The sequence below is a fragment of the Bacillus cereus group sp. MG20 genome (genome assembly GCF_040459885.1).
Taxonomy (GTDB): domain Bacteria; phylum Bacillota; class Bacilli; order Bacillales; family Bacillaceae_G; genus Bacillus_A; species Bacillus_A cereus.
Genome location: NZ_JARVHF010000001.1, coordinates 591,871 through 604,239, shown reverse-complemented (window position 1 = coordinate 604,239; position 12,369 = coordinate 591,871). Strand labels below are relative to the sequence as shown.

Here is a 12,369-nt window from a genome sequence, read left to right as displayed (position 1 = left end):
TGCGGTTGGCCTTTGTATAATTGTTTTTAATAAGTATAATGGCTTTATTTTGAGAATAAGGTTTTAATTTTATTGCGTGTTACTAATAAAATCCCGCCTAATACAGATAGCATTCCTAGAGCCATATTGTTTGATTGCTCGCTACCAGCGTTAGGAAGTTCTTTAGCGTTATTGTTTTTAGTACCATTATCTGCTTGCGTTTGTTTAGACTGTGATACTTCATTAATCTTGTTATCAACATTTTGCTTCGTTGTATGTAACTCAGCTAATTTGTCGTCAATTTTTTTCTCAGTATGCTTAAAGTCGTTGATTTTAATATCTAAGTCTTGTTTTTTCTTTGATAAATCATCTGAAACAGTTTGTTTCGATTGTTTAATTTCGTTAATTTTATTTAGTAAATCTTCTCTAGCCTTTTGTAATTCAGCTAGTTTGTTTTTTACATCTTGTTTAGCTAGTTCTAAGTTAGCGGAAAGACTGTCTAAATTGCCTTTAATTTTCTTAAGTTCCTCTAACGTGTTACCAGTATTCGGCTTGTTTTCTTTTAGTTCAGCGAGTTTGTCTTCAGCAGTTTGTTTCGCTTTCTTTAACTCAGCTAATTTTTCATCTACTTGTTTTTTAACTTCCTTAAGTTCATTAACCTTTTGATCAATGTTCTCTTTATGTTGCTTCATTTCATTCACTTTTTCATCGACAGTTTGTTTATGTTCTTTAATCTCATTCACTTTGTTATCGATATTTTGCTTATGTTCTTTTACTTCAGCAACTTTATCTTCTACTTGTTTTTTATGCTCTTTAATTTCAGCGATTTTATCTTCGGCGATTTGTTTGTCTTGCTGAAGTTTTGCATCTAGTTCTTGTTTATGCTGTTTAACTTCGTTAATTTTTTCATCAGCAACTTGTTTGCGTTCATGTAGTTCATTCACCTTTGTATCAACATTTTCCTTAACTTTGTTAAGTTCATTTAATGTTTGATCCACGTTTTCTTTGTGTTGCTGTAATTTCGCATCTAACTCTTGTTTATGTTGCTTAATTTCAGCTAATCGATCTCCCGTACTTTGCTGAGGAGTAGCATCATTTACTTCTGCATGAGCAGAGTTTGCGCCAGCAATCATTGCTAAAGCTAGTGTAGACGCAGCGATTGTTTGTTTTGTTTTCATATTTTTGTACCTCTTTTCTTTCATATGCATGAGCTATTTTGTGTAAAAATGAGCATATAGAAGTAGATTCTTCCATCATTATATACCATCTACGCCGTCTAGAGGAAGTATTTGCATAATAATCTATGATTATGTAATTTTTATAATCTCTTATTTCGGACAGGGGAGAACTCTTTAGCAAGATGGACAATTTTTAATATAGTAGAGTTTACATCCTTACTGTTACGAATAACAAACAAATAATCAGCCTCGTTTTCTATAGGATCTACCACATCATCGTGAAGTGATTCAGTTTGTTGTCGATCAAGTACTTCTTTGAAACTAGAATATCCACCTCTAAAAATATTCGTACTTCGCGTGCTTCTAGCCACTCTTTCGTAAAGTACATCATCTGGGATGTCAAAGTGAACTAATATGCGTACATATTCATTCTGTGGAAATAATTCGTTTAGTAAATAGAACCTTCCGTTTTTACTGCGATTGGAGTTACAAATAATAAGGTGTAAATTTGTATGTTCTTTCGCATAATCAACAATGAATTTTGAAAGACTGTGCTTTAGTGTATTTGATCCTTCTGTCGGCTGTAATTTTTCATAATGTGTGTTAATAAATTCAGCTTGGTTGTCTTGGTCCATAATAAAAGAATTAGGTAACTCTTTTTCTAGCTCTTTTGCAAATGTAGTTTTTCCACTGTGTGTTTTTCCTACTGTAATGATGACTAATCTTTTCATGACGCCCTCCATTTGTATTGTTATGAACTGGAATATTCGGTGTAGATCGAAATCTTCCTGCTAGAGATTACACAAATTGTTGGAGCGTAGTAGGCTGAAAACTTGACAAAAAAACTTATTTATGCTATAATTTACCAATATAAAAATAAGGTGTATAATAGGGTTCTCCTGGCCAGGGGAACCCTATTTTTGTTGTGAACATGAAGGAGAGTGTATGTGCGTGAAACAAGGTGAAGCAAGTGTAACGTCGTTAGTATCAGCTTTCGGAAGGGCGTATCATAGTGAATTTGATAATCCTAAAATCTTTGATGATTATGTAGCTAAAGATTTCATTTCACAAAAAGAACGTAACAATATTGAAACGAACATGGTTCAAGGGATTCACTTTTTCAATAAAGAAATTGCAGAGCAGTTTCAAGACAATCCAAAAGAAATATTAAAATGGATTACGCAAGTTCAGTTATCACCAACACCTTTAGCACGTGCCGCATATTGTGAAAGAGTATTACTACATGAAATTACATTAGGAGCGAAACAATACGTCATACTCGGTGCAGGCTTAGATACGTTCAGTTTTAGACACCGAGAATTAGAAAATAAAATAGAAATATTTGAAGTGGATCATCCTTCTACACAGGCGTTTAAGAGGGAAAGAATAAAAGAAGTAGAACTTGAAGTTCCAAATAACCTTCATTTTGTTTCAATGGATTTTACGAAAGGATTTTCCTATGAACAGTTACGCAATGAAGGATTTGAACATAAAAAGACTTTCTTTAGCCTTTTAGGTGTTACGTACTATTTAACGAAAGAGGAACTTGCTAGTTTAATAGAGTGCTTGTTTGAGATGGTTCCAGAAGGGAGTTCTATCGTTTTCGATTATCCCGCTGAAAACTTATTTACGGAAAAAGGGTTGTCTAACCGAGTTGAAAATATGGTAAAAATGGCAGCGGTAGGCGGAGAACCGATGAAGTCATGTTATTCTTATCGCGAAATGGAAGCATTGTTAGAGAATTCAGGTTTACTCATTTATGAGCACTTATCACCAGAGGATATAAATACATTATATTTTGCCGGAAGAAATGATTATTTGAAAGCTTTCGAGACGGTACATTATGTGCATGCGGTGAAGAGGTAGGAAATTAACAGGCATGGAGAGGAATCTCTGTGTCTTTCTTTATAAAAAAGGAAATGAGCTGTAGTGGTGGAAAATATAATTATAAATATATAATATCTATAAATTAATGTTTTGTAGAAACTAAAGGAAAGGGGAAATAGAAGATGTTGAAATTACAAGGGAAATACAATGAAGCAAAAGTGTTTACTACGAATGTAGAAAAAACTGCAGCAGGTCAAATTATTGATCTTTGTAACCAACAATTCGTAAAGGATAGCAAGATCCGTATTATGCCAGATACACATGCGGGTGCAGGTTGTACGATTGGGACAACAATGACAATTCAAGATAAGATTGTTCCTAATTTAGTCGGGGTTAACTAATCGGCTCAGACTTTAAACTACTCACTCAATTGACTGGGAACCCTAACGATAAAAGGCGAGGGCAATCAGCAGCCAGTGGTTATGGTGACATAATCGAATGGTTCAGAGACTTGTACCATGTTAGCAGACTAAGGTACAGAATTATTCCTCATCCATTTTGAATTGAAGAGGAATAATTAATACGGTGAGCCTACAGTAGAGACTGCATATCTCGATGACTGTAGAGAAGGTATAGTCCACTCTTTCAGGAAACTGAGAGGTAAGTACGATATTGGTTGTGGCATGGAAGTTGTTATGATTAATAAGAAAAAAGAGGAAATCAACTTCGATCACTTAGACGAAACGATACGTAAATTTGTCCCAAGTGGTTTTCGTATTCGAGATAAGGAACATAGATTTTCAAAAATGATTGATTTTGATAGTGTAAGAGCCCCGTTTACATTGCAACGTGCTCAAAAAAGTATTGGTACACTTGGCGGGGGCAATCATTTTGTCGAACTGAATGAGGATGATAAAGGAAATGTATACATTATCATTCATAGTGGTTCGCGTAATTTAGGGAAACAGGTAGCAGAGTATTATCAAAACTTTGCTTACGAGCAACTTATAAACGATAAATCTATTAAAGAAGAAATCATTGAACGTTTAACGAAAGAAGGTAGACAACAAGAAATACATGAAGCTTTACGTGAAATTAAGAAACCGGTGATTCGCAAAGAATTAGCTTATTTAGAAGGACAAGGATTTAAAGATTACATGAATGATATGAAAATTGCTCAAAAATATGCGGAGTTAAATCGTAAAGCAATGATTGATGAAATCGTCACTAAAATGGATTGGAAAGTAACAGATCAATTCACTACAATCCATAACTACATCGATATGGACAATATGATTCTAAGAAAAGGTGCTATTTCAGCTCAGAAAGATGAACGAGTAATCATTCCAATTAATATGAGAGACGGTTCTATCATTGCATTTGGTAAAGGAAATCCAGATTGGAACTTTTCTGGCCCTCATGGAGCAGGACGTATTATGAGCCGTAAGAAGGCGAAAGAAGTACTTAACTTAGAGGATTTTCAAAATACAATGACAGAGGTTTGGACTACATCTGTTGCAGAAAGTACTTTAGATGAAGCACCAATGGTATATAAGCCAATGGATGAAATTATTAAGAATACAAAAGAAACAATTGATATTAAACATATTATTAAGCCGATTTATAATTTTAAGGCGAACTAGAAGGGGAGTAACTTTTATTGTAATGAGGTATAGTGCTGGAAAGTATTAAGCATGGTGCTATTGGAAGTAGGGAAATTGTGAAGAATAATTTAAATGTTTATTTAGGTGTAAAAGCAGCTGTACGTATGTTTATCCTTTCAATTATTTTTCTATATTTCAACCCTTATAGCACTCAATTACTTGATAAAGAAGTATATATCACTGTATTGTTTATTTTTGTGCTTCCGTCTTTTATTGCAGGGCTTGTTAGGAAAACTGTGTTGCTGATGCTTTGTGGCGCGTGGTTAGTACCTGGGACTCTGTACTTTAGTATAGCTGCAATGCCAACGTTACGGAATTATTTTTAAGGGTTTATTTTATATCTATTGTTTGGGTGAAAAAGAGAATTGCTTAAAGAGAGTAGTTCTCTTTTTATTTTTTATTAAGCTATTGAAACGGAAATGAAAGGATGAGGGACGTAATGAAGAGGGGATTATCTAAATTAGCAGATATACTAGTCAACCATTCTACTAAAGTGCAACCTGGTGATCATGTGTTAATTCAAAGTGTTACGGAAATAGACCCTATAGTAGTTCGTGAAATTATTAAGTCAGTGGAAAAAGCAGGTGGATATGCACATGTATCAATGCGTGACGTTTCTGTTACGCGGCAATTAATTTTGTCTGGATCTGAAGAACAGTTTAAGTTATTTGCAGATTGGGAGTGTTACCGTTTAAGTAAGATGCAAGTATATATTAATCTCCGTAGTCCTAGAAATGCATACGAACTAGCAGATGTACCAGCAGAAAAAATGAAATTATATCAAAAGGTATTTGGAAAGGCTCATAGTGAAGCAGTGTATAAAACGAGATGGGTGACAACTCGAATTCCGAATGCGGCTTCAGCGCAAGAAGCGAATATGAGTACCGAGGCTTATGAGAAATTTTATTATGATGTTTGTACGTTAGATTACAAAAAAATGTCGAAAGCAATGGATCCGTTAAAAGAATTAATGGAAAAGACAAAACAAGTGAAAATCATTGGGAATGGTACTGATTTGAATTTTTCCATTGAAGGAATCGGTGTTTTAAAGGGAGATGGTACAGATAATATACCTGATGGCGAAATATATACAGCACCTGTCAAAAATTCAGTGAATGGGATAGTAGCGTTCAATACAGTATCTATTCAACAAGGTTATGCGTTTCAAAATATTAAGTTACATATTAAGGATGGGAAAATAATAGAGGCATATGCAAACGATACAGAGCGAATAAATCGAATTCTTGATACGGACGAGGGAGCAAGATATATCGGAGAGTTTGCACTGGCTTTTAACCCTTACATACTACATCCGATGAATAATACGTTATTTGATGAAAAAATAAATGGTAGTTATCATTTAGCAATTGGGGATTCGTTACAAGGTGCAGAAAACGGGAATCAATCAGCGATACATTGGGATTTAGTGAATATTCAAAGATCAGAGTATGGCGGGGGTGAAATTTGGTTTGATGATGTACTGATTAGAAAAGATGGGTGTTTTATTTTACCAGGGCTGTTAGGATTAAATGAAGAGAATTTAAAAAGGTAAAGTGCTTTTTGGAAGTTGTGTAAAGGAGATTAAAACCCTAGGACAGGGCAAGATAGGAGGAAGTTAAAATGAGAAAGAGTGAAATGTTTCAGGATTTTAATTTTAAGTTAGTGGTAATTGAAGCTTTATTAGATAAAGAGCCACTATTTCTAAAAGAATTGAAAGACTTAATAGAAAAGCATACGAATAATTTTGAATGGTATTCAGGAGTTGGGCCAATTGTTGAAATCAAAGCTTTTTTAGAAGCGTTAACTTTGGAAATAAGTGATTTGGAAAAGATTGAGTCCCTTTGCTTTGATGGTGGGAATGAAATTTATCATATTTTAAAGCCTGATTGGGACGGTGAAGACAGTTTATTTGATGTTATATCTGTTGAAGGATTTCAAAATCTAAAAAATTTAAAAACAGTGGAATATATTTCAATGTGTTACCCGAAAGTATTAGAACCATTAAAACAAGCTGGAATAGAAATTGAGGATTAATGAAGAGAATTTAAAATGGTAAAGTACTTTATTGAAATTGTGTAAAGGAAATTAAAACACAACATATTAAACGAAGTGATTTATCGTATAAATTTACATTCAGCTAATATTAGTAGGTTAATAGAAAAATTAGTGTTAATTGTTAAATGGGGCGTGTAAAAACGACAAAATCTCTTAAAAAACACTTAACTTTTAACTCCATCTATCTTTACAATCCCTCCCTATAATGTGAATTGGACAAGCACCTAAGAGAAAGCAGAACATGTCAGTTTGTACATTCTATTATTAGGGGGAGAATTTGTATGAAAAAGACAGTTGCTTCGTTAGCAGTTATGGCGGCATTATTACCGACGTTTTCAGTGCATGCGGAAGGGAAAGAGCAAGCCCGAAAATCAGCTACAACTTTTAATGTTATTAGTGATATTCAAGGTGATTTAGGGGATTTTGATCATGTGCTAAAAGATATGAACAAAGTGACGCCACTTTCTAGAGCGCTTATTATGAATGGGGATATAACGCCGACTGGACAACAGTCACAATATGATGATGTAAAGCGTGTGTTAAATAAAAATAAGCATCCAGAAAATGTATGGTCTACTGTTGGGAATCATGAGTTTTATGCTGGTAAATGGACAGCAGATGGGAAACTCTCTCAAAGTACATGGCCAAATGGTGTAAATGAGGAAACTTTATTTAACCGCTATCTGAAATTTAGTGGACAAGAAAAGGTATATCATAAAAAAGAATTAGATGGCTATCCACTTTTATTTTTAGGAACTGAAAAATATATGAAATACCACGATTCAAAAATGTGGGACGAAGTATATATGAGTGATGAGCAATTAGGTTGGTTAAAACAAAATTTAGAAGAGTACAGTCAAAAAGATAAAAATAAGCCAATCTTTATTTTCTCTCATCACGTTTTACCTGATACAGTATCTGGATCAAGACAATCACCATATTTACAAGATTATTTAAACGTGGATAAATTGTACGATATATTAAAAGACTATCCGCAGGTTGTTTTCTTCACGAGTCATACACATTGGGATTTAAACTTACCTGACTGGGCTGGTAAAAAGAAAATTACAGGCGGAGATGAAAAAGGTTTTACTGTTGTAAATACGGGCGGGATTGAAACAGGCTGGATGTCAGCAGGACCAAATGGAGGAGAGAAAACTGCTCCAGATGGCTATTCATTTAAACAAGGGTTACAAGTGAAAGCATATGGTAACGATGTAATTGTGACAGCTTACGATTACAAACGTGATAAGGATATAAAGAAGTTATTAATTAGTGATTCAAAAATTGCGCAGATGGCACCAAATGTAACGGCAGATGATCGTAAAAATATAATTGTCGGTGCAAATGAATATATGGAGTATTCTATAGAAGGAACGAATGAGTGGCATACGTATAGTCAAGCAAATCCTCCGAAATTTGATGGAGATAAAACTGTATACGTACGTAATAAAGGTGAAATGAATTTAGAGCCGGGATTAACGCAGTTACTTCGTTTTTCGGTAAATAAGTGATTGGAGGGAGTCTGCATTTGAATGTGTGGGCTCTTTTTTTGTTGATGAGAAAGGGGTTGCCTGTCTGTCGTTTTTTGTCGATAGATCGATATATTTGAAAAATCGTTGATATAAATTTCATGTACCGTAATTAAGTTAAAATCATTAATACGATTTTACTTATCAAAATGAAATTCTAATACATTTTTAACCGAGAAAGATGACTTCACCATTTTTACGTGTAATAATAGTAACGTTACATACATTGCGAAAGAAGTACAAAAGGAGCGTTACAATGAATTTAGCTAAATTCCCGAGAAAAAAATATACAGAATCATATACACCAATTGAAAAGTTAAACAATTTTTCTGAAGCACTTGGTGGCCCGACTATTTATTTTAAACGAGATGATTTACTTGGTTTAACAGCCGGTGGTAATAAGACGAGAAAGTTAGAATTTTTAGTTGCGGATGCACAGGAAAAGGGTGCAGATACGTTAATTACAGCTGGTGGTATTCAGTCAAATCATTGCCGCCTGACACTTGCTGCTGCGGTAAAAGAAAAAATGAAATGTATTCTTGTATTAGAGGAAGGGCTTGAGCCAGAAGAGAAGAGAGACTTTAACGGAAACTATTTCTTATATCACTTATTAGGTGCTGAAAACGTCATTGTTGTACCGAACGGAGCAGACCTGATGGAAGAGATGAATAAAGTAGCGAAAGAAGTAAGTGAAAAAGGTAGTGCACCATATGTAATTCCAGTTGGTGGATCAAACCCTACGGGCGCAATGGGATACGTTGCTTGTGCGCAAGAAATTATGGCGCAATCATTTGAGCAAGGAATTGATTTCAGTTCAGTTGTTTGTGTAAGTGGTAGCGGCGGTATGCATGCTGGTTTAATTACTGGTTTTTCTGGAACACAAAGCCATATTCCTGTAATCGGGATTAATGTAAGTAGAGGAAAAGCTGAGCAAGAAGAGAAAGTAGCAAAACTTGTAGATGAAACTTCAGCACACGTTGGTATTCCAAACTTTATCTCGCGCGACGCTGTTACGTGCTTTGATGAATATGTAGGACCAGGCTATGCGTTACCAACGCCGGAAATGGTAGAGGCAGTTCAGTTACTTGCGAAAACAGAAGGTATTTTACTTGATCCAGTGTATACAGGTAAGGCAGTAGCGGGATTAATCGACTTAATTAGAAAAGGTAAATTTAATAAGGAAGACAATATTTTATTCGTACATTCAGGTGGTTCACCAGCTTTATATGCGAATACTTCTTTATTTGCGTAAGTGTAAAAAGCATTGGGGATCCAATGCTTTTTTTGTTATATACTGGAATTACCGAGAGGTAGGAGGATGATATGAATTCAAATTTAAAATGGATTATATATACGGTACTTGGCATTTCTATTCTATTAATCTTATTTGTGGCTTATGGGGTGTATTCTTATTTTACATTTTAAAAGCGTAATGGAAGTGAACTATTATATACACTAAAGGCGGAGAGCGCTATGCAAATTAGAAATTTGTATTTAGTCTTCAGCGTGATTTGTTTATTTGTGGTAACCAGCTGTTCAAATAATATAGGAAATCATAATCAAACAATCGAAGTGAAAAAACATGCTGGTGATAATCATTATGAGGATTTGAAGGCAATTACAGACAAGAATAAAGTATTGCAAGTAAAGAAAATATTAAATGATACTAACTTTGAAAATAAAAAGGTGGAAATGTCTCGTTCAGCTGATTATCAGTTTGTTTTTCAGTTTAAAAATCCGAAAATAGAAGCGAAAGCTGTTTTATATCAAATGTGGATTAGTCCTAATAAGGATAAAGTAGAAATAATGGCGGGGGATAATCAGTACGCTCAATTAGCAGAGAAAGACGCAGCTGCTTTTATGAAGATTGTTACTGGTGAGAAGTTAGCTGAATAAAAGTATATGGTAGATTTTGCTCTCTAATTCCCCACTTATTTTTCGCTTTGAGGGATAATTAGTGAGAAATATCGAATGAGAAGTAATCGTGAAATAGTAAAGAATATATTCACTGCTAAAAGAAGAGTTGTTTAAAAAACTCTCCGCATCGTTATGTAATGTTAATAAGAAGAAGTAGAAGGTAGAAGTAAATCTAAATAAAACCCAAAAGGGATAAATAGGAAAATGTAGAATCTTTATATATAAGATGTTCTGAATTTTTAGATATAAGGTAGAGTGGAGGAAGAAAGATGATTCAATTTCCTATGGAAGATGCTGAACAATTTTTTAGATCCTATAGTATTGGTAGGTTTACAGTTAGTGAAGATGAAGGGAAATTAATTTTTAGTACAAACTTAAATGGTCATTCTAATTTATGGGCGATGGATTTACCCAATTTATCCCCTTATCCCTTAACATATTGTAATCAATCAAGCAATTTTATTAAAATGGATTCTTTAAATCGATTTATTTTAGCTGGATTTGATAAAGATGGGGATGAAAATTATCATATTTATGCATTAAAACCAGAGGGTGGTGGATTGCTTGAATTGATTCCAGCAGGAGAGACAGAAAAGGATTACTTTGTGCATTTAACAGAGGATGGGGAACGATTATACTATGTCACAAGTAAAGATAACCCAATGTTCTTAAACTCTCGTTGTTATAATATACGCACAAAAGAAGATACGCTGTTGTTAACTGGTGTGGAGACACCTACATATGTAGAGGCAGTAAGTCCGAATGAATCAAGTTACATTGTTTTAAAGTCATATAGTAATACGTATAATGTAGGATATGTAAAAAAAGGAGAAGAACTTATTTGTTTAGTACCTTCCAGTGAGAAAGAACATACTATAGGGTCCATTTCTTATATTGATGAAAATACAGTGATTTTCGTTACAAATTATGAAGAAGAGTTTTCCTATGTAGCTTCTTTTGATTTAAATAAACAGGAATTCAAACCAATCTGTAAAATAGAGAAGGAAGATATATCCGATATAAAATGGCATGCTGAAACAAAAAATGGCTACATTGTTTCGTCGAAAGGTGTTACAGATAGGTTATATAAATTTGTATGGGATAAAAAAGAGTTAATTCTATTGAATTCTCCGGTAGATACGATAAGTCAAATTGAAATTACAAAATCGGAAAATTTATATTTACTAGGTGAAAGTGCGACGAAAACAGCAAACATCTATTACAAGAAGAATAGAGATACAGAATGGGCAGCATTAACAAAAAACTATGTTATTGGTCTATCTGAATCTTCTTTTGTTGAACCGGATGTTATAACATATGCCTCTTTTGATGGGTTAAACATAGAAGCATTATTATTCCGGGCGAAAGGAGAAGTACAAAACGGATATACAATATTTTGGCCTCATGGTGGTCCACAAAGTGCTGAGACGAAAGATTTCAGAGCATTATTTCAATATTTATTAAGGCAGGGATATAATATTTTTGCGCCAAACTTTAGAGGTAGTACAAGATATGGTTCAACGTTTACAAAAATGATTGAAGGTGATTGGGGAGAAGCACCGCGTTTAGATTGTGTAGCAGGGATCGAATGGTTATTTGAACAGGGGATATCAACTCCTGATAAATTATTTGTTATGGGCGGTAGTTATGGAGGATATATGACCTTATTGCTTCACGGGCGTCATTCAGAGTATTTCCGTGCAGCCATTGACATTTTTGGACCTAGCAATTTATTTAGTTTTATCGAATCTATGCCTGAAAATTGGAAACCGCTCGCAGTTAATTTAATAGGTGATATTAATAATGATAAAGATAAGCTTATACAAGATTCACCAATTACTTACTTAAATCAAATGAATAAACCACTCCTTATCATCCAAGGGGCAAATGATCCACGAGTTGTAAAGGAAGAATCGGATCAAATTTTTCAAGCGTTGCAAGAACAAGGAGTAGATGTAGAATACCTAGTATTAGACGATGAAGGGCATGGATTTTCAAAAAAAGAAAATGAAATATATGTATATCGTCGCATAACAGAATTTTTAGCAAAGCATAAGTAAAAGAAATGGCATTTTACGGGTTATGATCATATCGCTATCAGGCTAAAAATGCAGAGAAATGACAATGAAATTATTGAATAAATAAGAATGAAACAACTTAATTGTTACGTAACAAAAACGCTATTCTTTCCCTAGAATCATAGGAAGAGATGGCGTT

The 12,369-nt window shown here is 34.1% G+C and carries 11 protein-coding genes and 1 pseudogene; 10 read left to right on the top strand and 2 right to left on the bottom strand.

Annotated features, from left to right (window positions below; all coding sequences use genetic code 11):
* Positions 1 to 44 precede the first annotated feature (44 nt).
* Together QCI81_RS03125 and QCI81_RS03120 are read right to left on the bottom strand one after the other, a co-directional pair.
* Positions 45 to 1,157 (bottom strand): LPXTG cell wall anchor domain-containing protein, encoded by a 1,113-nt coding sequence (locus QCI81_RS03125; RefSeq protein WP_071731914.1) that lies wholly within the window; start codon positions 1,155 to 1,157, stop codon positions 45 to 47.
* 140 nt (positions 1,158 to 1,297) lie between these two features.
* Positions 1,298 to 1,888 (bottom strand): ATP-binding protein, encoded by a 591-nt coding sequence (locus tag QCI81_RS03120; protein ID WP_071731915.1) that lies wholly within the window; start codon positions 1,886 to 1,888, stop codon positions 1,298 to 1,300.
* Between the two features lie 214 nt (positions 1,889 to 2,102).
* Here QCI81_RS03120 and QCI81_RS03115 point away from each other — a divergent pair, with 214 nt between their 5' ends.
* The 10 genes and pseudogenes from QCI81_RS03115 to QCI81_RS03070 all read left to right on the top strand — a co-directional run bounded on the left by QCI81_RS03115 (position 2,103) and on the right by QCI81_RS03070 (position 12,212).
* Positions 2,103 to 3,023 (top strand): class I SAM-dependent methyltransferase, encoded by a 921-nt coding sequence (locus tag QCI81_RS03115; protein WP_081366429.1) that lies wholly within the window; start codon positions 2,103 to 2,105, stop codon positions 3,021 to 3,023.
* A gap of 143 nt (positions 3,024 to 3,166) precedes the next feature.
* Positions 3,167 to 3,382: pseudogene (locus tag QCI81_RS03110) on the top strand (RtcB family protein); the annotation flags it as partial.
* 285 nt (positions 3,383 to 3,667) lie between these two features.
* The gene (locus tag QCI81_RS03105) at positions 3,668 to 4,627 is read left to right on the top strand and encodes an RtcB family protein (RefSeq protein WP_071731917.1); all 960 of its coding nucleotides are present in this window, start codon (positions 3,668 to 3,670) and stop codon (positions 4,625 to 4,627) included.
* 32 nt (positions 4,628 to 4,659) lie between these two features.
* Positions 4,660 to 4,974 carry a hypothetical protein gene (locus tag QCI81_RS03100; RefSeq protein WP_000893997.1) on the top strand — a complete coding sequence of 105 codons (315 nt, stop codon included), beginning with the start codon at positions 4,660 to 4,662 and terminating at the stop codon, positions 4,972 to 4,974.
* A gap of 113 nt (positions 4,975 to 5,087) precedes the next feature.
* Entirely contained in the window at positions 5,088 to 6,200 is a 1,113-nt protein-coding gene (locus QCI81_RS03095; protein ID WP_071731918.1) for an aminopeptidase, read from the top strand.
* A gap of 68 nt (positions 6,201 to 6,268) precedes the next feature.
* A complete protein-coding gene (locus tag QCI81_RS03090) occupies positions 6,269 to 6,682 on the top strand; it encodes a DUF6892 domain-containing protein (protein WP_001231958.1) in 414 nt (137 codons plus the stop codon).
* Positions 6,683 to 6,984: 302 nt separating this feature from the next.
* Entirely contained in the window at positions 6,985 to 8,217 is a 1,233-nt protein-coding gene (locus tag QCI81_RS03085; protein WP_353810608.1) for a DUF4073 domain-containing protein, read from the top strand.
* A 274-nt stretch (positions 8,218 to 8,491) separates the two neighbouring features.
* Complete coding sequence (gene cuyA / locus QCI81_RS03080; RefSeq protein WP_071731920.1) at positions 8,492 to 9,487, top strand: D-cysteate sulfo-lyase; 996 nt, start codon at positions 8,492 to 8,494, stop codon at positions 9,485 to 9,487.
* A 221-nt stretch (positions 9,488 to 9,708) separates the two neighbouring features.
* Positions 9,709 to 10,131 (top strand): YhfM domain-containing protein, encoded by a 423-nt coding sequence (locus tag QCI81_RS03075; RefSeq protein ID WP_353810607.1) that lies wholly within the window; start codon positions 9,709 to 9,711, stop codon positions 10,129 to 10,131.
* 290 nt (positions 10,132 to 10,421) lie between these two features.
* Positions 10,422 to 12,212: a S9 family peptidase gene (locus tag QCI81_RS03070; RefSeq protein ID WP_071731922.1), complete on the top strand. Its 1,791-nt coding sequence runs from the start codon at positions 10,422 to 10,424 to the stop codon at positions 12,210 to 12,212.
* The last annotated feature ends 157 nt before the right edge of the window (positions 12,213 to 12,369 follow it).

Coding starts and splice junctions, on each gene's coding strand:
- QCI81_RS03090 (WP_001231958.1), top strand. CDS start 6,269: ATGAGAAAGAGTGAAATGTTTCAGGATTTTAATTTTAAGTTAGTGGTA.
- QCI81_RS03070 (WP_071731922.1), top strand. CDS start 10,422: ATGATTCAATTTCCTATGGAAGATGCTGAACAATTTTTTAGATCCTAT.
- cuyA (WP_071731920.1), top strand. CDS start 8,492: ATGAATTTAGCTAAATTCCCGAGAAAAAAATATACAGAATCATATACA.
- QCI81_RS03095 (WP_071731918.1), top strand. CDS start 5,088: ATGAAGAGGGGATTATCTAAATTAGCAGATATACTAGTCAACCATTCT.
- QCI81_RS03105 (WP_071731917.1), top strand. CDS start 3,668: ATGGAAGTTGTTATGATTAATAAGAAAAAAGAGGAAATCAACTTCGAT.
- QCI81_RS03115 (WP_081366429.1), top strand. CDS start 2,103: ATGTGCGTGAAACAAGGTGAAGCAAGTGTAACGTCGTTAGTATCAGCT.
- QCI81_RS03120 (WP_071731915.1), bottom strand. CDS start 1,888: ATGAAAAGATTAGTCATCATTACAGTAGGAAAAACACACAGTGGAAAA.
- QCI81_RS03085 (WP_353810608.1), top strand. CDS start 6,985: ATGAAAAAGACAGTTGCTTCGTTAGCAGTTATGGCGGCATTATTACCG.
- QCI81_RS03125 (WP_071731914.1), bottom strand. CDS start 1,157: ATGAAAACAAAACAAACAATCGCTGCGTCTACACTAGCTTTAGCAATG.
- QCI81_RS03075 (WP_353810607.1), top strand. CDS start 9,709: ATGCAAATTAGAAATTTGTATTTAGTCTTCAGCGTGATTTGTTTATTT.